We start from the raw sequence: 20422 nt of genomic DNA on the forward strand, positions 1-20422 counted from the left end.
CTTACTCGTGGCAAAGTATCATAGGGGTCAGCGAGAAATTAATTAGTAATACGGTAAATAACGTGTAAATGTTTCTGCTGTGTAAAAATTTATCCGAAGAAGAGATAGCATACTAAAATAGCGGCTATTACGCCAGCCAGATCGGCAAATAAACCGGCAGGTATAGCATACCTCGACTTTTTAATACCTACCGAGCCGAAATATAAAGCTACAATATAAAATGTGGTATCGGCCGAGCCGTTGAAAATGCTTCCCAGGCGTCCGGCAAAACTGTCGGGGCCATAGGTTTTCATGGTTTCAATCATCATCGCTTTTGAGCCTGATCCGCTTAGCGGTTTCATATAGGCCACGGGCATGGCATCAACAAAACGGGTGTCAGCATTAAATTGCGTGACTACCCACCGTACACCATCGTTAATATAATCAAGCGCGCCACATGTGCGAAAAACGCTGATAGCTACCAACATGGCTACAAGATAGGGGATAATCTTTACTGAAGTTTCAAAGCCTCCTTTAGCACCCTCAATAAAAGCTTCGAAAACGTGTATTTTTTTTCTTAAACCACCAAGTATTATCACAACAGGAATTAAAAATAACAGAAAGTTACTGGATACTTTTGATACAAGTGTTATTTGCTCCTTTGTTAGTGCTGTTGTAACATACCAAATAAATAAACCAATAAATACGGTAACACCACCAAGCCACCCTATAACGACCCGGTTTAATAAATTAATGCGTTGTTTAATAGCTACAGCAATCATGCCGGCAACCGTGGCTACATAAGTGGCAATTATGCAGGGAATTAAAACATCCGCCGGATCGGCTGCACCCAAAATAGCACGTTGAGCAATAATGGTTACAGGTAGTATTTGTAAACCTGAGGTATGCAGCACCAGAAACATGATCTGAGCATTTGAGGCTGTGTCACTATCTTTATTAAGTTCCTGAAGGCTGCCCATGGCTTTTAAGCCAAGCGGAGTAGCAGCATTATCAAGCCCAAGCATATTCGCCGAAAAATTCATCAGCATCTGGCCGGTGGCAGGATGATTTTTGGGTACTTCCGGAAATAAACGCTGAAAGAAAGGGCCTACTATTCTTGAAAGAAAATTTATTGCCCCGGCTTTTTCAGCAACGTTAAGTATACCCAGCCAAAAGGCCATGTTGCCTATTAGCGGAAGGGCTATCTTCATCACCGAGGACTCCGATGAATCAAAGATACCTTCAACCATATGTTGAAATATCTCGGTATCACCAAAAAATATCAGCTTTACAAGACCGACAACAAAGGCAATTACAAAAAATGCTATCCAGATATAGTTAAGGGCCATAATTAATTAGTGGGTCAATATAGCATTTTTATGAGAAGCAATGCATAAATTGTTATATCAGCGTAAGCTCACAAAATGTAAAACACGACAAACTTAGTCGTCAAAGCCGATCAATTTATATAAATTAGCCGCTTTATAATACTACTATGCCGAAAATAGAATTAACACGCGTTCATGGCGATTTTGGCTTTGAAGCGAACGACGAGAACGGACACACCGTACGAATGGACAGCAGCCCCGAAAGCGGCGGTCAAAATTTTGGTGTACGTCCCATGCAAATGCTGCTGATGGGTATTGGCGGCTGTTCGGCTATTGATGTGATCAGCATACTAAAAAAGCAGCGCCAGGAAGTTGTTGATTATAAAATGGTGATAAATGGTCAGCGCGAAGCAGGTAAAGAGCCGTCGTTATGGCAGCAGGTAAATATCGAGTTCCATTTATATGGTAATATCGATCAGGATAAAGCCCAGCGCGCTGTTGAACTCTCTATTAATAAATATTGCTCGGTGGCGGCCACTTTAGAAAAAGCCGGAGCCGAAATACAATGGCAGGTGTTTGTACACCCTGCTGAATGATCTATTTTTTATTATACCCCCATGTCTCAGGAATTAGACCCGATATCGAAAGCTATACGCATACAAACAAAAAAGAGCGCTCAAAATGAGCATTCAACTCCTTTATATTTAACCAGCAGCTTCACCTTTGAAAGCGCCGAAACCATGCGTGCTGCTTTTGCTGATGAAGTGGATGATAACATTTACAGCCGTTTCAGCAACCCGAACGTTGATGAGTTTATAAATAAAATGTGTGCTTTAGAAGGTGCCGAAGATGGTTTTGCTACTGCTACCGGCATGAGCGCTATTTTTTCATCGTTCTTTGCGCTATTAAAGCAAGGTGATCACATGATTTGCTGCAGTTCGGTATTCGGCAGTACGTTTACTATTGTTACTAAATACCTGCCTCGCTATGGCATCACATGTACGCTTGTACCCGCTGAAGATAAAGACGCCTGGGAGGCGGCGGTGCAGCCCAACACCAAAATGGTGTACATTGAAACGCCAACCAATCCGCAAATCGGTTTGATAGATTTAGAGTGGGTGGGACAGTTTACCAAAAAACACGGCATTATTTTAAATGTAGATAACTGCTTTGCTACACCAGTGGTACAAAGGCCAATTGATTTTGGTGCTGACATTGTTGTGCACTCAGCTACTAAATGGATAGACGGGCAGGGCAGGGTGCTTGGTGGTGTTATTGTTGGCCGTGCCGATTTGATAAAAGAGATCTATTTGTATTGCCGTCATACCGGTCCGGCAATGTCGCCGTTCAATGCGTGGGTTTTAAGCAAAAGCCTGGAAACGCTTGACGTGCGTATGGAGCGTCATTCAAAAAACGCATTAAAAGTTGCTGAGGCACTTGAGAGCCATCCATCAGTCTCGTGGGTAAAGTACCCTTTTCTGCCAAGCCATCCGCAGTATGAAATTGCCAAAAAGCAAATGACGAGCGGTGGCGGTGTGTTGTGTTTTGAAATAAAAGGCGGTTCTGCAGCGGGGGCAAAGTTTTTGAATGCGCTTGAAATGATTTCAGTAACTGCTAATCTTGGTGATACCCGTACTATAGCGGCACACCCTGCAAGCACTACGCACTCGAAACTTACAGAAGATGAACGCCTGTCGGTTGGCATTACGCCCGGACTAATCCGTATATCAACCGGCCTTGAAAAAGTTGACGATATTATTGCCGACATTCAGCAGGCTTTAGAAAAAAGCGCTGTGTAAGATAGTTATGAGCATCCCTATCCAAACGCTGCATTTATTTCCGGTTTTGGACGGGATGCTTATTGAACTCCTGCAATCCTTATCTCCTGAAGATTGGAAGAAGCCTACCGTAGCTAAAATGTGGACGGTGAAGGATGTTGCAGCACATCTGCTTGATACCAATATCAGAACAATATCAGCTTCACATCAGTATAGCGGCAAACCGCCGAAAAACATTAACAGTTACCGTGACTTGGCTAATTATCTCAATCATCTAAACGCTGTTTGGGTTGAAGCGATGGACCGGGTGAGCCCGCAGCAACTTATTCAGATGCTGGAAGAAACCGGTCCTCAACACTATAATTATCTGGCTTCGCTTGACCCGTTTGCACCTGCTATGTACAGCGTTGCCTGGGCAGGAGAGGAGCAATCGTTAAACTGGTTTCATATCGCGCGCGAGTACACCGAGAAATGGCATCACCAGCAGCAAATTCGCCAAGCCGTAGGTAAAGCCGGCATAGTTACCCCTGAACTTTTTTATCCATGCATAGATACTTTTATGTATGCGCTTCCGCATAATTACAGGAATGTTGAGGCTGAGCCAGGTGATGAAATAACCATTGTAGTAAGCGGTAAAGAAGGCGGCACCTGGTATCTGCTTAAAACTAATAATGGCTGGGTATTGGGCAAAGAAAGTAATGGTAACACTATATCAACTATTATAATAACACCTGATATTGCCTGGCAATTTTTCACGAAAGCAATCACTCCGCAATATGCCTTCAATCAATCCGATATTCAGGGCAACCAGGAATTAGCTAAGCCGCTATTTGGCAGTATAGCTGTTATAGCCTGATCGTTTAAACTTTAAAATTATATTCTTTATAATACAGTATGTATGGTTTGAGGTGCAGTTTGACATTGAGAGATAGAAGTTTTAACAGCTATTTATTATTTTGTTAATTTAATCACTTAATAACTGCTTTACAGTGAATTAATTTTACCATTTCATTAATTTTTCATCAAAATCGAAATTTTGATTTACTTAAAAAAGTGGTAGGATTTCAAAATGGCATTGATGTTGACTTTACGCCGACAGGTTTGTATTTATTAAGCAAACCGTGTATTTAAACATCAACATTATGAAATCACATCTAAAAAAAGCTTCCCTGCTGGTAACCGGCATTATGGTAGGCGGTAAATTAATGGCCCAAACCCCTGATACAACCGGGTCATCATCAAATTATGCACAACCTTTTTCAGGCGATCTTCGCACATGGTCAATTGGTATACATGGCGGTTTGTTAAGCCCTTATACATTTATTGGTAGCATGGGCAACCAGGATTTTCGTAGTCCGCATGAGCAAATAGGCTATGGTGCTTACATCAAAAAACAAATTCTTCCATCTTTTGGTTTACAGGCCGATTTCCTTCGCGGTAAGGTTGAAGGCGGAGCGGCACAATTAACCGGCTCTGGTAATCAGCCAAGTTCTTTCAGCACCGATTTAAATTGGTCGGCAGCGTTAAAAGCTCATTTTACTTTGGCCAACATTAACTGGCGTAATAAAAAGAGCTTCATCCAGCCTTACCTTGGTGTAGGTAGTGGTGTTGTGGCTTACAAATCTACCGTAAACTATGCTGATGGAACCAGCGCAACTACGACTGATAAAGACAGACACGAATTCTTCCTTCCGGTTGAAGCGGGTTTTAAAATAAACCTTGGCCCTTCAGTTAATCTTGATTTGGGCTACCAGGTGAACTTTGTTAACGCCAACAGTTTTGACGGTTATAACTATGGCGACAACAACGACAGGTTTTCATACGCTCACGTAGGTTTAGAGTTTTCGTTAGGTAAAAGCTCAAAACCACAAATGGCTACCTACAATCCGGTAAACTCAATGCGTACCGAGTATATGAACCTTACACAAAACCTGCAAGGAGAACTTGACGCGCAAAAAGCAGAAAATCAACAATTACGTAATGATTTAAATACTACAAACGCAAATCTTGCTAAACTGACTCAGGACAGTGATGGTGACGGTGTATTTGATATCAACGATAAATGCCCTAACACACCATCAGGTACTAAAGTTGACGGTTCAGGCTGTCCGCTTGCAAAACCGGAAGTTAAGGTTTATGTAACCGAGGAAGATAAACGCGTGGTAAGAGACGCTATCAAAAACCTTGAGTTCGACTTTGGTAAAGCTACTATCCGTTCAACTTCAAATCCAAGTCTTGACAGGGTAGCGCAACTGTTAGTGAACAAAAACTTCAGCCTGAAACTTGCCGGTCATACCGACAACGTAGGTTCTGATGCAGCTAACTTAAAATTGTCAAAAGACCGTGCTGAGGCAATCAAAGCTTACCTGGTAAGCCAAGGTGCTAACCCATCACGTATTGAGGCAACAGGTTACGGTGAAAGCCAGCCAATTGCTACTAACAAAACGGCTGCAGGGCGTCAGCAAAACCGTCGTGTAGAGTTCACTTTATATTAATAGTAAAGCAAATTCAATAATACAAGAAAGGCCGTTTCAACGAAACGGCCTTTTTATTGTATAATTCATTTATTAGTTAACAGCAAAGAAATCAGCCAGCCCGCCAAAGTAGCTATCAGCCCAGCCTTCAACAATATCATCATACGCATCATCAGGTATGTTTGTATGCTTTAGTTCTGCAGATGTGCCATGCTTATCTGCATGAAGCTTTATTGTTACTATTGATGGCTCTTCCTGCTCGCCAAAGTACCATTGCTGTACAACCTTTTTACCGGGCTCAAATTCAATATTCTTCCCGGCAATGCTGCCATCCCACATGCTAAACTCTGTGTTCGGTTCAGTTGACATTTCTGCGTGTTCGCCAGTCCACAGTTCAATGGTAACAGGGTTTGTTATCGCGGCATAAACTTCTTCTGGCTCTGCCGGAATAGTAAAATATTTCTTATAATCTTTCACAAAGCAAATATGCGAATAATCGGCTGCTTAGCGTGCACCAATTGGCAATACCGTACGGCCGTAAACTTCATTAAGCACATTGGCCATGCCTAAGTAAAATGCTGACGCACCGCAAACAATCCCTTCATAACCTGCAAAATGTATAATGCTTTCATTACCGGTAGCATCGCCCCAAACCAAAAGGAAGAATAACAGGGTCAGCGTACCAAAAATTACCTGCAACGCACGGTTAAGTTTAAATGTACCAAAGAAAAGGAATAAGGTAAAAATGCCCCACATAGCCAGGAAGGCTACCTTCGCGTCGTTACTGGAAGCTTCGGCCAGGCCTAATTTTGGCAAAAAGCCCATAAATGCAAAAGCGATCCAAAAAAATCCATAAGAGGTAAAAGCTGTAAGGCCAAAAGTGTTGTTCTTTTTTGCTTCAATAATACCGGCTATCACCTGCGCCAGTCCGCCGTAAAACAGTCCCATAGCAAGAATCATCGAGTTTAGTTCGTAAAAGCCGGCGTTGTGGATGTTTAACAGTATGGTAGTCATGCCAAAGCCGCAAAGACCAAGAGGAGCGGGGTTGGCTGTACTCTCAACCAATGATACAGGAGTAGTGCTCATAATTGTTTTAGAGTTTAAAGTTTAAATTGGTTTATATACCTGCAATGTATGTGTTTTTGAAAATATTATGCAAATTAATTTTGAAAACCGCAGCAGTGCTTTAACGTTGTAACATTATATTATGCAGAAACTGGTTTTAATTCGCCACGGCGAAAGCGTATGGAATAACGAGAACAGGTTTACGGGATGGACAGACGTTGACCTCTCGCATACAGGGCACATGCAGGCTATAAATGCAGGTAAGCTGCTTGCCAAACATGGGTACAACTTTGACGTTGGCTATACCTCGGTTTTAAAACGATCTATAAAAACCCTGCACCATATTCTTGAAGAGCTTGACCATTTATGGATACCGGTTACCAAATCATGGCGGTTGAACGAGCGTTTTTATGGTGCTTTACAAGGATTAAATAAGGAAGAAACCATACAAAAATACGGTGCTGAGCAGGTGCATAAGTGGCGTCGGGATCCCAACGAATTGCCACCAGCCATCAAGCCTGATGACGACCGCTACCCGGGTAAAGATCTGCGTTACTGCAATCTTACCTCGCGCGAAATACCGCTAACCGAAAACCTAAGCGAAACTATGCAACGCGTAATGCCGTTTTGGGTTGAAACTATTGTGCCAGCCATCAGGGAAAACAGGAAAGTTATTGTATGTGCCCATGGTAACAGCCTGCGTGCGCTGTTAAAGTATATTGATAATTTAAGCGATGAGGAAGTAACTAATCTTGAAATACCTACAGCAACACCCTGGATACATGAGTTGGATGATGAGCTGAATACCATCAGGCATTATTATTTGGAATAGGCTTAGATGTGCAGATAAGAGTATGTGCAAATGTGCAGATGAGAAAAATTGCAGAGACTAAAATCTGCACACCCACGCATCTGCATATCCGCACATCAATTGATTATTCTTCCTGATACAATTCCCCGGCTTTTTCAGCAGAGAACTTAATTCCTTTAATCATGGCTGAGCTAAAACCGTGGTGCTCCATTTCGTTAAGGCCTGCAATGGTACAGCCTTTAGGTGAAGTCACTTTATCAATTTCCTGTTCAGGATGTGATGAAAGTTGCAATAACAGATCGGCGGCGCCTTTGGCCGTTTGGGCCGCCATACGTAAAGCATCCTGCGCATGGAAGCCAATCTCGGTTCCACCCTGTGAAGCAGCGCGTATCGACCGTAAAAAGAAAGCGATGCCACATGCGCAAAGCGCGGTGGCAGAGGTCATCAGTTCTTCGTTGATCTGAATGGTGACTCCAACAGTATTAAACAGCGATTTAACAAGATTGACGTTTTTAGGTGTACCGTTATCAGTAGCAATACAGGTCATGCTTTGGCCAATAGCAATGGCCGTGTTAGGCATAGCGCGAACAACCTGTACATTTACTTCAAGCTGACGGCGTATATCCTCGCAGCTTACGCCTGATATTACAGAAATAAGCAATTGTTTTTCTGACTTTATAGCCGGCTTTATTTCTTCAAGCAATTTGTTAAGCTGTTGGGGCAGCACAGCAAGTACAACAATATCAGCCTTTTTTACCGCTTTTAAGTTTGCAGTAGTGGTTTGATAGCCTTGCTCTTCATATTTTTCAAGCGCTTCAATATTGCGTCTGGTCAGTATTACCTGCCCGGGTGTACAAATATTAGCTGTTACAAGTCCTTTTGCTAATGATAATCCTATATTTCCGCTACCTAAAATAGCGATGTTTTGATTTGCGTTCATATATGGTCTGTTAACCTTGTGCCAAATGGTTCGTTGTTTTTAACGCGCCCCAGTTCATCTGAGCGGCCTATAATTACTGTTTTTACACCGCATGAAATAGCTGCAAAAGCATTATCAAGCTTTGGCAGCATCCCGCTATGTATTATTTGCTCTTTCTTTAATTCTTCATACTTGTGCGGATCAATATCCCTGATAATCGATTCTTCATCATTGATATCGTGCAGCACGCCGCGCTTTTCAAAGCAGTACACCAATGTTACCTCATATAAACGCGCCAGCGATACTGCAAGAGCTGAGGCAATGGTATCAGCGTTGGTATTTAAAAGCTGGCCGTCGCCATCGTGTGTTATTGCGCAAAAAACAGGGGTAAAGCCTGCTTCAAGCAACCGGGATATGTTTTGCGGATTAATTGACTGCTCGTCGATATCTCCTACAAAGCCATAGTCGATAGTTTTTACCGGACGTTTTTTTGTGCGGATAAAATCTCCGTCGGCACCTGTTAACCCGATAGCGTTAGTTCCAAACCGCTGTAGCTGCGCTACTATGTTTTTATTGATCAGGCCGCCGTAAACCATAGTTACCACACGTAGTGTTTCTATGTCAGTAATCCGCCTGCCGTCAACCAATTTGGCTTCTAAGCCAAGCTGTTCCGAAAGTTGGGTGGCAACCTTACCACCTCCATGCACCAATATCTTGTATCCATCAAGGCCGGTAAAATCTTGCAGAAAGTGATAAAGGTTTTCAGAATTATCGATGACATTGCCACCTATTTTAATTATATGTATTGATTCCATTCCACACGTGCCTTGTACTGTTTTTAATTAAAATCGGCACAAAAAATATATAATAACTAGTTTGAAGATACAAAACTAATAATAAGAACCCATTTCTTATCAAAACACATAAAAAATGACATTAAATATCTTAAAACTATTTTACACTGGACTTAATCTATCGAAAATCACCAAAATTGAAGAAAAATGGCCATTTATTTAATTTTTTCATTATTGAAATCATATATAGAACGGCATACGTCATGGCAACAATAACGAACATTTTACAGTGATTAACGTTGTGTTATAATTTATCCGATACCCATTTGTTAGAATGAATTTATTTGTCATCATATCTTTGCTTATTATATTAAGCGCAATCTATTCTTACATCAATGCCCGCTTCATTAAGTTACCAGGAACTATAGGGGTAATCACTGTAGCTATCATCGGCTCAGTAGCTATAAGTTTTGCTAATGATTTTTATCCTGATGTAGCCAAACACCTTACACAGTTAGCAACCGACATTAACTTTTCGCGTACAGTACTCAACATTATGCTTGGTTTCCTGCTATTTGCTACAGCTTTTAATGTTGATACCCGTAAACTTAAAAAGGAAATGCGGCCGGTACTGATACTGAGCACCTTGGGTGTTATACTGTCAACAGCCATATTTGGTGTATTATTCTACTGGATAACACAGCTTTTAGGCAGGGAAATTCCGCTGATATATTGCTTTTTATTCGGTGCGTTGGTGTCACCTACCGACCCGGTTTCTGTGGCAGCTATTATAAAAAATTCAAAGCTTCCGCAAAATCTGGAAACCATTATTTCAGGAGAGTCACTTTTTAATGATGGGATAGGGCTGGTGTTGTTTGTTACCTTGCTTGAGATTACTGATGCAGGTATAATGAACATTCATTTTTCTGATGCGCTGGTGCTGTTTTTCCAGGAAGTTTTTGGTGGAATAGCACTTGGCGCAGTAACCGGTTACATTGCGTTCAGGCTTATGAAGTCAGTAGATGATTTTCAAACTATAGTACTGGTTTCATTTGCATTAGTGATGACAAATTCTGTTGTATCCTACTACTGGCATTTGTCAATTCCTATATCGGTAGTTACTGCAGGGTTATTTGCCGGCAGCCGCTCCATAAACATGACTCGTACCGAACGTTCACACCAAGCGCTTGAAAAGTTTTGGGAATTGGTTGACGAAATGCTGAACACCATATTATTTGTGATGATAGGCCTGCAAATGCTTAATTACCCGCATATGGATAGCTATTGGTTTACAGGAGGAATAGCCATTATAATAATTTTGGTAGCTCGCTGGTTAAGCATTATGCTACCGCTGACATTCTTACGCCGATCATTAAACGTAAATTACGGCAACATTCATATATTAACCTGGGCAGGAGTAAGGGGCGGTATTTCTATAGCGTTGGCGCTCTCACTGCCGTCATCACCCTATAAATACACTATCCTATCAGCAGCTTATTTTATTGTGATATTTTCGGTTGTAGTGCAGGGATTGACCCTTAACCGCGCAATAAACTTCTTGTATAAGAAAAGTGAGTAATTTTTTGTGAAATGATTTATGTAGAAGCGTCTTCAATAAATAGGCTACTCGGTTGTTGAATATAAAAAAACATAAATCAATCTATGGAAAATTCAAATCCGCGTAGCGAGGGCAAAGTTGCTAAAGCTATTGAAGAACAAACATCTAAACTGCCTTCTGATGTATTTTTGTGGGCGTCGCTGGCATCAATGGGAGTATCGTTAACCCTTAAATGTTTTGGAAAAAACCATACTGCGTTATTTGTAGGGCAGTGGGCTGCCCCTTTTTTACTGCTGGGTATCTATAACAAGATTGTCAAGGTGGAAGGCAGCGATTGAAATTAAACCTTGTAAGCCGGCCACAACCGGCTTACATTTCCCTCTTCATATATGTTGCAATATCCCGCTCTGTAGTAACGGGGCTTTGCTGTAATGAATTGATAATATTTTCTTTTTCGAAGTCGGTTTTATTTTGGCTAAGCTTTTTCTTACCCTGTAGATCGGTTACCTCAATCTCGAAAGCGGTGATACCCTGTATCAATCCGTTGCGGAACTTGTCGGGCAAGTTATTCCACTGTTGTAGATAACCGGCTTCGTAAGTGTTAATGGTATGTTCAAGTAACTTTAACTTATCATCATCGCAGGACAAAACGGTTGCCTTGCCATAAGCATGTATAGCTATGTAGTTCCAGGTAGGTACCTCAGTTTCTTTTTCGTAATGCGAAGGTGATATGTAGGCATGCGGCTCGGCAAATATTACCAGTACAGTACCTTGTTCAATTGTATGGGCCATTGAGTTAGCCCTTGCTAAATGTGATGAAAGGATAATCTTATCATCACGCTTTTCAATTAAAAATGGCAGGTGTGTTGCCTCAGGTACCTTATCAATAACCGTAACAATAGTAGCAAAGCTATATCGTTGCATAAAGCTGATAGCTTCAGCCTCATCTGCTATTTTATAATGATTGGGCGTGTACATGTTACAAAACTTCCAGCATTTTTTTCAGCACAGCCTGTGCAGCCCACTCGCGGTTGCCTGCTTCATGTATCACAACTGAATTCGGTCCGTCTAGTATCTCATCAGACAATTCTAAATTACGACGCACAGGCAAACAGTGCATTACTTTGGCATTGTTAGTTTGCTCAAGTTTTTTGTTGGTAAGCATCCAGTCTTCATTACCACTAAATATCTGCCCATAAGGCTCGTAAGCCGACCAGTTTTTTACATAGATGAAATCCGCATCTTTTAGCGCTTCAGCCTGATTATGGGTGATGGTAGCGTCATCTGTAAAATCGGTATTCAGCGCGTAACCTTCAGGATGGGTTATCACAAAATCAACATCGGCTTTACACATCCATTCGGAAAATGAATTTGGTACAGCTTGCGGCAACGGTTTTATATGCGGCGCCCAGGTAAGCACCACTTTGGGGCGGTTTTTGGTTTTTAATTCTTCAATAGTCACCAAATCGGCTAAACTTTGTAACGGGTGGCGTGTAGCCGATTCCAGACTTATAACAGGCACACCGCAAAACTCAACAAATTTATTGAAGATGGCTTCACTATAATCTTCCTCACGGTCTTTTAATCCCGGAAACGAACGTACGCCAATAATATCAACATACTGGCCCATTACGGCAGCTGCTTCGCGGATATGCTCAACGGTAGTACCATTCATTATAACGCCGTCCTTCAGTTCAAGCGCCCAGCCTTCTTTGTCAACATTAAGCACCATAACGTTCATGCCAAGGTTCATGGCAGCTTTTTGGCTGCTCATGCGCGTACGCAGGCTTGGGTTCAGGAAAACAAGACCTAAAGTTTTGTTTTTACCCAAATGCTGGTGCTCAAAAGGCGCATGCTTGAGGCGCAAGGCCTCACAAACCAGTTCGTTAATGTCAGATACGTCGTGTACAGAAGTAAAAAGTTTCATAGAACCCCTTTTCATTTATTGTCATTTCGACGTTCGAAATGATCGTTAGTTTTTTATTACTACAGAAAACGCCTCCAAAAACCTGTCGGCATGCGCTTTAGATAGGTTTAAGGCTGGCAGCAGCCTTACTACATTTGGTTTGGCTTCGCCGGTAAATATATGGTGTTTGAAAAGCAGGTCTTTACGCACGTGGCTTAATTCTTCCGGCAATTCAATGCCTATCATTAACCCACGACCGCGAACCTCTTTAACCTTTTCAAATTTTCTTAGTTCGTTTATCAGGTAACCACCTATTTCGGCAGCGTTTTGCAAAAGGTTTTCCTGTTCAATAACTTCAAGTACCGCTAAACCAGCAGCGCAAGCCAAATGATTACCGCCAAAAGTAGTGCCCAACATACCATAAGCAGGCTTTATTTTGGGCGAAATAATGATGCCACCAATTGGAAAACCATTGCCCATGCCTTTGGCCATAGTGTATATATCAGCATCAACACCGGCAAAATCGTGCGAGAAAAACTTACCAGTACGCCCGTAACCGCATTGCACCGAATCGGCTATAAATACCGCGTTATGCGCATCACACAGTGAGCGTATTTTTTGCAGGAAACTCTCAGGCGCAACCTGTATGCCGCCTACGCCTTGTATGCCTTCAATAATTACAGAGGATATTTCATTTTCAGCAAAAGCTTGTGTTAAGGCCGCTTCATCGTTCCATGGAAGGAATATCACATTATCGGTTTCATTAACCGGAGCAACAATCTTTGGGTTATCAGTAACAGCTACAGCCAGCGACGTACGCCCGTGAAATGCTTTCCTGAAAGCGATAACTTTCTTTTTACCATTGTAAAACGATGCCAGTTTCAACGCGTTCTCGTTAGCCTCTGCGCCCGAATTGCAAAGGAATAGCTGGTAATCTTCTTTACCAGATACCTGGCCTAATTTTTCGGCCAACTGTTTCTGTAACGGTATCTCTATAGAGTTTGAATAGAAACCTATCTGGTGCAGTTGGTCTTCCAATCGCTTTACATAATGCGGGTTGGTATGGCCGATAGAAATAACCGCGTGCCCGCCATAAAGGTCGAGATACTCGGTGCCTTTGTCGTCATAAACAAGGCTGCCAGCACCTTTTATGATGTTGATTGGGTTGATAGGGTATACGTCGAATAAGTTCATGGTTGTATTATTTTTATGTCATCCCGAACTTGTTTCGGGATACCACAGGACAGTCTGCCGTACTTATCATGTGGAATGCTGAACAAGTTCAGCATGACGGGTTCTTTACTAATTAAAATCCGGTTGCTTTTAAACGTAGCCCCGTGCGCTCATCCAACCCAAAAAGCAAATTCATATTTTGAACAGCTTGTCCTGATGCACCTTTAAGTAAATTATCTATTATGCTGATAATTAATAATTTATTTCCGTGATTTTTGATCTGAATAAAGCACTTATTAGTATTTACCACTTGCTTTAAATCGATATTACGAGTGGTAACATGCGTGAACGGATGACCTTCATAATAACTGCTGTACAATGCTAAAGCTTCTTCTTCAGATAAATTGCTGTCAGTATAAATTGAAGCAATGATGCCACGCGTAAAATCGCCACGGTAAGGAATAAAATTAATAGCCTCACGTGTAAAACCGTTTTGCAACTGGTTAAGCGATTCACCAATTTCATTTAAATGCTGATGGTCAAATGCCTTATAGACAGATAGGTTATCATTTCGCCATGTAAAGTGTGAAGTGGCCGACAGGCTTTGTCCCGCACCAGTTGAACCTGTGGTGGCAGTTATATTTACCTCATTAGTTAATAATCCTTTCGATGCTAAAGGCAGTAAGCCTAACTGTAAACAAGTAGCAAAACATCCCGGGTTGGCAATGTTTTGTGCTTTTTGAATGGCTGCTTTATTCAATTCAGGCAAGCCGTAAACAAAGCTTTTGCTACCTAAAGTGGTATTTTTCTTTAGCCTGAAATCCTGGCTAAGGTCGATAATCTTTACGGTATCAGGTATAGCGTTTACTTCTAAGAACTTCTTCGCATCGCCATGACCTACGCACAAAAACAATACGTCAATATCGGTAGAAATCTCTGAAGTAAACTTTAAATCAGTATCGCCAAAAAGGTCTGTATGTACTTCATAAACAAAGTTACCCGCGTTGCTTTTGCTATGCACAAATGTAATTTCCACATTCGGGTGGTTTATCAAAATACGCAGCATTTCACCGCCGGTGTAACCAGCTCCGCCTATGATGCCTGCCTTAACCACAGCCCCCCAGCCCCCTAAAGGGGAAGTAGAAGTTGTATTTTTTATAGAATTAGTTTCACTCATCATTTAAACTTTTGTTCCCCCTTCAGGGGGGCGGGGCTTAAAGGTTTAACCTGTCGCCCTTTGTATTAGGATAAGAGTATAAAATAAACTCCAAATCGTTTTCGCCTTTGTTGCTGATGTAATGTTGTTGCCAAGGTTTTATTTCAATACCTTGCTGCTCACGCAGTTGATATTCGGTGCCATCAATTGTAAAAACAGCCCTGCCTTTTAATATAAAAAATATCTGTGTGGCTTTTTGATGGTAATGCAACTGTTCAGTTGTATCAGGAGGCATCAATTCTTGTTTTACTGATAGTGCATCGGTGTCAATAAAAACCCAGCCATGGCAATCATCGCCCCAGGTATAGTGACTTAAGCAATCGCTTTTTGAAAATACCGCTGCCCCCCGGCCCCCTAAAGGGTGAGTTGAATTGGCGTGATTGTTTGTCAATGACATATCGCTATACCTGTTAAAGCCCCCTTTAGGGGGTTTGGGGGTTTACCTTATGGTATATCATCACCTGGTTACCGAATATTTTCGAGAAACCTTTTACATCGTCGCCGGTCCAGGCGTTGTTCATTTCACCATAGCTGCCAAATTTGTTCGACATCAGATCATGATCCGACTCGATACCCACCACCTGGAACCTGTACGGATTTAATTGAACGAATACTTTACCGCTTACATTCTTTTGCGTATCGCTCAAAAAAGCCTCAATATTACGCATAATCGGGTCGTGAAACTGCCCTTCGTGCAGCCAGTTGCCATAGAACGAAGATAGCTGGTCTTTCCACGAAAGCTGCCATTTGGTAAGCACGTGTTTTTCAAGCGTATGGTGTGCTTTTATAATAACAACAGGAGCGGCAGCTTCAAAACCAACACGGCCTTTTATGCCGATAATAGTATCGCCAACATGTATATCACGGCCGATACCATAAGGTTGCGCAATTGCCTGCAATGCTTGAATAGCTTTTGTTGGATGATCGTATTGCTCACCGTCAATAGCTACCAGTTCTCCTTTTTCAAAAGTAAGCTCAAGATTTTTCTCCTCGGTTGAAGTAACCTGCGTAGGCCATGCGTCTTCAGGCAAGCCAAGGTTTGAAGTAAGCGTTTCTTTACCGCCAACAGATGTGCCCCAGATACCTTTGTTGATAGAATACTTTGCTTTCTCGAAGTTCATTTCAACGCCGTGCTTTTTCAGGTATTCAATCTCTTCTTCGCGGCTTAATTTAAGGTCGCGGATGGGGGTAAGTATCTTTACATCAGGCACAAGTATGTTGAATATCATATCGAAACGCACCTGATCATTACCGGCGCCGGTGCTGCCGTGGGCAACATATTCGGCACCTATTTCTTTGGCGTAGTTGGCAATGGCGGTTGCCTGGCTAACACGCTCGGCACTTACCGAAAGCGGGTAGGTATTGTTTTTCAATACATTACCATAAATCAGGTAACGCACACAGCTATCGTAAAAGTTTTTGGTCTCATCAACCACGTGGTGACTGGTTACGCCCATTTCGAAAGCGCGTTTTTCAACGGTTTTAAGCTCCTCGTCGCTAAAACCACCGGTATTAACAATAACCGAATGCACTTCAAGCCCCAGGTCGCGGGTTAAATAAATGCAGCAGAAGGAGGTATCTAACCCGCCGCTGTATGCCAAAACAACTTTTTTCTTCATAATTGTGTATATTCAAATAGGGCTTAAGCCTTAACCAATAGTGTTAAAATTTTTGATTTACCGCGCAGGGCATTTTCAATCCGCTCCAAAAGGGTAGCCTTGTGGGTGATTTTTTTCATCCTCTCTTCACTTTCCTTTTGCTTTTCTTCAGGATCAAACAGCATAGCGGTGCACATGCAGTTTTTACGGCCTTTGCTCATCAGTATATCGTAGTTTACGCAGCTTTTGCAGCCCTTCCAAAACTCTTCGTCTTGTGTAAGTTCTGAGTAGGTAACCGGTTCGTAACCCAGTTCGGAATTTATCTTCATTACTGCTAAACCGGTAGTCAAACCAAACAATTTGGCTTCGGGATATTTGCTGCGCGAAAGTTCGAATATTTTTTGTTTGATGGCTTTTGCCAAGCCAACTTTCCTGAACTCGGGGCTAACAATCAAACCTGAGTTTGCTACAAACTGCCCATGGCTCCAGGTTTCTATATAGCAAAAGCCTGCCCAGGTGCCGTCTTTATGCAAAGCAATAACCGCCTTACCTTCAAGCATCTTATTGGCCACATACTCGGGCGAGCGTTGAGCAATACCGGTGCCACGTGCTTTCGCCGACTCCGCCATTTCATCACAAATTTGCTGCGCATAGTCAACGTGCTGGGCAGATGCAATAATTATATCAAAATCTTGTAATGTCATTAACGTAGAAAAATTACCGTAAAACTAATTGGCTACACTTAGCCTAATTGATCAGATAATGTTTTGTTGAAGAAGTTTAACGGTGTTAAACTCCCAATGGGTTTGCAGAAAAAGTAAATTAAACCCGGGGAATAAAAAGCCTTCGTCGTGTAGGCAGGCACATAAAAATAACTGAAACCAAAGCATAGGCAACAGGAGCGAAAATTGCTCTTGTGGCTGGCTTATATAAGCTTTGCTGGTTCATTTTAATGATTATTATTTTATGTTTTTAAATTTTGTGCAAAGAAGTATATTAATTTTAATTTATGCAAGTAAAAACTGCATTAATACGCTTTAAAAACACATTTCATTACATTGATTTGAAACTAACAAAATATACGCTGCTTCAGCACGAGCTTGATGTGCTAAAAGCATACTTTGATAATATACCGGGTTTAACTTCCAATTTTTATACTGATATGCTGCCGCGATGGGATGCAATTAACGCAAAGCGCAAGCAATTACTTACTGCGGAAGCAGATACCGAACATTATTTGTATTTGGCTATAAAAGGCATACAACGCTGTTTTACACACACAAAAACCACGAGGCCACTGTTATTTTTAGTTACCCAATATCATTCACCGGCGTGGTAGATAGCTTTCTGACACAGAAGCCAGCGAATGCCAACTTTGAAACGCTTACTGAAAGCCGTTTGCTTCGTCTGCATTATAAAGATTTTGATTACTTGTGCAACCATTATCCGGAGTTTGAAAAGTGGTTGAGGGTGATTTTAAGCCATACGTTACGAAGTGTGCTTGAACGCCAAAAAGAGCTAAGCATGTACAGCGCCGCCGAAAAGCTGGAAACGCTTTTTAAACGCAGTTCCCACTTATTTAATTTGATACCTGACAAATATATTGCCTCATACATCGGTGTTGATCCAGCAACGCTGAGCAAGATGTTGAACAAGATGATGTTGTAAAAATGATGGCGCAGGTCAAGATTTTTTAATGTTACAAGCTGCAGATTTGCCCTGATGAAAACAGATAAGAAAACACTGTTGCAACAACTTGCTAGGGAGGTACAGCTAAATATAAAGGAGGTTCAAAAACTTGAAGATTGTAGTGAAGGTCAACTAATTGTTATACCGGCTACAGGTGGCTGGAATATAGCGCAGGTAATAGAGCATCTTAATACCTATAATGCCTATTACCTGCCTGCTATTCAAAAAGCGATGAAACAGGCGGTAGCCGATAAAAACTGTAGCACCTTTAAGCCAGGCATTTTGGGTGATTATTTTGTGAAAATGATGCAGCCAAAAAATAGCAGCATAGGTAAAAGGTATAAGGCGGCAAGTCGGCATATACCAACCGGAGATATAAACGCGCGTGAAGTTTTGAAAACTTACCTTAATAATCAGCAAAGATTACTGCAACTGCTCGATATAGCCGATGGGTATAATATCAACACCATAAAAATTCCCACAAGCATCAGTAGTTTAATAAAATTGAAACTTGGCGATGTATTCCGGTTTTTGATAGCGCATCAGCAAAGGCATTTTGTACAGATAGAACACATATTAAACACTAAAATTCAATTGAAGCAAGCACCTCTTTAAATTGATCTTCGCAATTATAATCATCAGTATCGTTCATCGTGATTTGATAAAATGCATCACCTTCAGGTATCGCATATATACTTGAGTTAAAGTAAGCTTTTTGATTATCCTTTGTAGCTAAATAGCCTGATATTTTAACACTTACAGCTTGTTTACCACCAACGGTTGTTATTGCTAAAGGAGTAAGTATTTTAATATCGTGGATACTTCCTTTGAAACCTTCTAAACTTCGCTCAATCAAAATTTTGAATTGATTAATATTTTGCGTTTTATTCTGCCTTAATAACACTTGTGTATTAGGACGATACAGTAATCCACTTCTATTTGGAGCTGTATATCCGTAAAGCTGAACTGAACCATTATTGTTTGCCATTAATTCTTTTTTCAAACTGTCTGATAGCTCATATTTTTCGTTTACAGATTTAACTACATTCTGCCTTTGAAAAGCAATCCAGTTTTCAGGAAATTTTATTTTAAAACTTTTTTCCTGTGCAAATACTATCACAGATAATGTGATTAAGAAAATCGTATATAAGATTTTTTTCATATCGAATTAATTATTCTTATTTAAGACATCCTTAATTATCATTTCCGCATGCACTCGTGAGTTCTCTATAAACCATAAATGCGTGTCAAGCCCGCCGCAAACTACACCGGCAAGGTACACGCCAGGCAAATTGGTTTCCATGGTATCAGCGTTGTACTCAGGTTTAAATTTGTCTTCAGATAAATTGATGCCTATTTTCTTCAGGAAATCAAAATTTGGCTTGTAACCTGTCATAGCCATTACAAAATCGTTGGGGATGGTAACAAGGCCTTCGGGTGTACGGATGTCGGCTTCATACTCGCGTACAGCCGCCAGTTCCGAATTAAAATACGCTTTGATACTGCCTTCTTCAATGCGATTTATGATATCTGGTCTTACCCAGTATTTTACCCGGCTGCTTACTTCACCGCCACGAACCACCAAAGTAACTTCGGCACCTTTGCGCCAGGTTTCCAGAGCTACATCAATGGCTGAATTGCTTGCACCCACAACAATCACTTTTTGTTTGGCATAGTAATGCGGATCTTTATAGTAATGCTTCACTTTCGGCAGGTCCTCACCCGGTATATCAAGATTTACGGCGATATCATAAAAGCCTGTAGAAAGTACTACATATTTTGCCTGATAAGTGGCTTTACAAGTGGTAACCGTATGATAGTCGCCGGTACGTGCTATTTCGGTTACTTCTTCAAACAGGTTAATGGGCAATTCATTTGATATTGCTACGCGGCGGTAATATTCTAAAGCCTCGGCGCGGTTGGGTTTGTTGTTTATGGTAACGAAAGGTATGCCGCCAATCTCCAGCCTTTCAGAGGTGGAAAAAAACGTCATTGTATAAGGGTAGTTGTATAGCGAGTTCACCAGGCAGCCTTTTTCAATAATCAGAAAATTTAACCCAGCCTTTTGCGCTTCAAGTCCGCAAGCCAAACCAATAGGGCCGCCGCCAATTATTAGGATATCCAGCATAGCTGC

24 protein-coding genes are annotated in these 20422 nt (G+C 41.5%); 10 read left to right on the top strand and 14 right to left on the bottom strand.

The genetic code is table 11. The features are described from left to right. Positions 1-89 precede the first annotated feature (89 nt). Positions 90-1328: a nucleoside recognition domain-containing protein gene (locus tag EOD41_RS09370; protein WP_127704554.1), complete on the bottom strand. Its 1239-nt coding sequence runs from the start codon at positions 1326-1328 to the stop codon at positions 90-92. Positions 1329-1474: 146 nt separating this feature from the next. Here EOD41_RS09370 and EOD41_RS09375 point away from each other — a divergent pair, with 146 nt between their 5' ends. From EOD41_RS09375 to EOD41_RS09390, 4 genes are all read left to right on the top strand, one after another. Then, the gene (locus tag EOD41_RS09375) at positions 1475-1903 is read left to right on the top strand and encodes an OsmC family protein (protein ID WP_127704555.1); all 429 of its coding nucleotides are present in this window, start codon (positions 1475-1477) and stop codon (positions 1901-1903) included. Positions 1904-1924: 21 nt separating this feature from the next. Beyond that, positions 1925-3106, top strand: coding sequence for an O-succinylhomoserine sulfhydrylase (gene metZ, locus EOD41_RS09380; protein ID WP_127704556.1), 1182 nt, complete (start codon positions 1925-1927; stop codon positions 3104-3106). 7 nt (positions 3107-3113) lie between these two features. Next, the gene (locus tag EOD41_RS09385; RefSeq protein ID WP_127704557.1) at positions 3114-3941 is read left to right on the top strand and encodes a maleylpyruvate isomerase N-terminal domain-containing protein; all 828 of its coding nucleotides are present in this window, start codon (positions 3114-3116) and stop codon (positions 3939-3941) included. Between the two features lie 286 nt (positions 3942-4227). After that, on the top strand, positions 4228-5580 hold the full coding sequence (locus EOD41_RS09390) for an OmpA family protein (RefSeq protein ID WP_127704558.1): 1353 nt from the start codon (positions 4228-4230) through the stop codon (positions 5578-5580). 72 nt (positions 5581-5652) lie between these two features. Here the strand turns inward: EOD41_RS09390 and EOD41_RS09395 are convergent, their stop codons facing one another. Together EOD41_RS09395 and EOD41_RS09400 are read right to left on the bottom strand one after the other, a co-directional pair. Beyond that, positions 5653-6036 carry an SRPBCC domain-containing protein gene (locus EOD41_RS09395; RefSeq protein WP_127704559.1) on the bottom strand — a complete coding sequence of 128 codons (384 nt, stop codon included), beginning with the start codon at positions 6034-6036 and terminating at the stop codon, positions 5653-5655. Positions 6037-6063: 27 nt separating this feature from the next. Beyond that, complete coding sequence (locus EOD41_RS09400) at positions 6064-6645, bottom strand: acetate uptake transporter (protein ID WP_127704560.1); 582 nt, start codon at positions 6643-6645, stop codon at positions 6064-6066. 121 nt (positions 6646-6766) lie between these two features. Here EOD41_RS09400 and gpmA point away from each other — a divergent pair, with 121 nt between their 5' ends. Next, positions 6767-7456 (top strand): 2,3-diphosphoglycerate-dependent phosphoglycerate mutase, encoded by a 690-nt coding sequence (gpmA, locus tag EOD41_RS09405; protein WP_127704561.1) that lies wholly within the window; start codon positions 6767-6769, stop codon positions 7454-7456. Positions 7457-7559: 103 nt separating this feature from the next. On the opposite strand, the gene proC is transcribed toward gpmA, so the two are convergent. Both proC and argB read right to left on the bottom strand, forming a co-directional pair. After that, positions 7560-8375, bottom strand: coding sequence for a pyrroline-5-carboxylate reductase (proC, locus tag EOD41_RS09410; RefSeq protein WP_127704562.1), 816 nt, complete (start codon positions 8373-8375; stop codon positions 7560-7562). Further along, entirely contained in the window at positions 8372-9169 is a 798-nt protein-coding gene (gene argB / locus EOD41_RS09415) for an acetylglutamate kinase (RefSeq protein ID WP_127704563.1), read from the bottom strand. Before argB ends, proC begins: the two co-directional genes overlap by 4 nt. A gap of 313 nt (positions 9170-9482) precedes the next feature. Between argB and EOD41_RS09420 the strand changes: the two genes are divergently transcribed. Both EOD41_RS09420 and EOD41_RS09425 read left to right on the top strand, forming a co-directional pair. Continuing rightward, a complete protein-coding gene (locus EOD41_RS09420) occupies positions 9483-10727 on the top strand; it encodes a cation:proton antiporter (RefSeq protein ID WP_127704564.1) in 1245 nt (414 codons plus the stop codon). Between the two features lie 83 nt (positions 10728-10810). Further along, positions 10811-11044: a hypothetical protein gene (locus EOD41_RS09425; RefSeq protein WP_127704565.1), complete on the top strand. Its 234-nt coding sequence runs from the start codon at positions 10811-10813 to the stop codon at positions 11042-11044. A gap of 31 nt (positions 11045-11075) precedes the next feature. Here the strand turns inward: EOD41_RS09425 and EOD41_RS09430 are convergent, their stop codons facing one another. The 7 genes from EOD41_RS09430 to EOD41_RS09460 all read right to left on the bottom strand — a co-directional run bounded on the left by EOD41_RS09430 (position 11076) and on the right by EOD41_RS09460 (position 17303). Next, positions 11076-11684 carry an FMN-binding negative transcriptional regulator gene (locus EOD41_RS09430; RefSeq protein WP_127704566.1) on the bottom strand — a complete coding sequence of 203 codons (609 nt, stop codon included), beginning with the start codon at positions 11682-11684 and terminating at the stop codon, positions 11076-11078. A gap of 1 nt (position 11685) precedes the next feature. Beyond that, entirely contained in the window at positions 11686-12633 is a 948-nt protein-coding gene (locus EOD41_RS09435; protein WP_127704567.1) for an N-acetylornithine carbamoyltransferase, read from the bottom strand. A gap of 45 nt (positions 12634-12678) precedes the next feature. Then, positions 12679-13806 carry an aspartate aminotransferase family protein gene (locus EOD41_RS09440; protein ID WP_127704568.1) on the bottom strand — a complete coding sequence of 376 codons (1128 nt, stop codon included), beginning with the start codon at positions 13804-13806 and terminating at the stop codon, positions 12679-12681. Positions 13807-13918: 112 nt separating this feature from the next. Beyond that, positions 13919-14962 carry an N-acetyl-gamma-glutamyl-phosphate reductase gene (gene argC / locus EOD41_RS09445; protein ID WP_127704569.1) on the bottom strand — a complete coding sequence of 348 codons (1044 nt, stop codon included), beginning with the start codon at positions 14960-14962 and terminating at the stop codon, positions 13919-13921. Between the two features lie 37 nt (positions 14963-14999). Further along, complete coding sequence (locus tag EOD41_RS09450) at positions 15000-15398, bottom strand: cupin domain-containing protein (RefSeq protein WP_127704570.1); 399 nt, start codon at positions 15396-15398, stop codon at positions 15000-15002. 25 nt (positions 15399-15423) lie between these two features. Continuing rightward, positions 15424-16620 (bottom strand): argininosuccinate synthase, encoded by a 1197-nt coding sequence (gene argG, locus EOD41_RS09455; RefSeq protein ID WP_205780519.1) that lies wholly within the window; start codon positions 16618-16620, stop codon positions 15424-15426. Between the two features lie 23 nt (positions 16621-16643). Next, complete coding sequence (locus EOD41_RS09460; RefSeq protein WP_127704572.1) at positions 16644-17303, bottom strand: GNAT family N-acetyltransferase; 660 nt, start codon at positions 17301-17303, stop codon at positions 16644-16646. Between the two features lie 305 nt (positions 17304-17608). On the opposite strand from EOD41_RS09460, the gene EOD41_RS09465 reads away from it, so the two are divergent. Genes EOD41_RS09465 through EOD41_RS09475 form a run of 3 tightly spaced genes read left to right on the top strand, consistent with a single transcriptional unit; the run spans position 17609 to position 18903 of the window. Further along, on the top strand, positions 17609-17938 hold the full coding sequence (locus EOD41_RS09465; RefSeq protein WP_127704573.1) for a hypothetical protein: 330 nt from the start codon (positions 17609-17611) through the stop codon (positions 17936-17938). Continuing rightward, positions 17932-18267 (top strand): Crp/Fnr family transcriptional regulator, encoded by a 336-nt coding sequence (locus tag EOD41_RS09470; protein ID WP_127704574.1) that lies wholly within the window; start codon positions 17932-17934, stop codon positions 18265-18267. Before EOD41_RS09465 ends, EOD41_RS09470 begins: the two co-directional genes overlap by 7 nt. 54 nt (positions 18268-18321) lie before the next feature. After that, a complete protein-coding gene (locus EOD41_RS09475) occupies positions 18322-18903 on the top strand; it encodes a DinB family protein (RefSeq protein WP_127704575.1) in 582 nt (193 codons plus the stop codon). Here the strand turns inward: EOD41_RS09475 and EOD41_RS09480 are convergent. Then, positions 18872-19450, bottom strand: a complete 579-nt coding sequence (locus tag EOD41_RS09480; RefSeq protein ID WP_127704576.1) for a hypothetical protein — start codon at positions 19448-19450, stop codon at positions 18872-18874. The two genes, EOD41_RS09475 and EOD41_RS09480, sit on opposite strands and share 32 nt — an antisense overlap. A gap of 6 nt (positions 19451-19456) precedes the next feature. Further along, positions 19457-20416 (bottom strand): YpdA family putative bacillithiol disulfide reductase, encoded by a 960-nt coding sequence (locus EOD41_RS09485; RefSeq protein ID WP_127704577.1) that lies wholly within the window; start codon positions 20414-20416, stop codon positions 19457-19459. Positions 20417-20422: the final 6 nt, after the last annotated feature.

This window comes from Mucilaginibacter limnophilus (genome assembly GCF_004005815.1).
Lineage (GTDB): Bacteria > Bacteroidota > Bacteroidia > Sphingobacteriales > Sphingobacteriaceae > Mucilaginibacter > Mucilaginibacter limnophilus.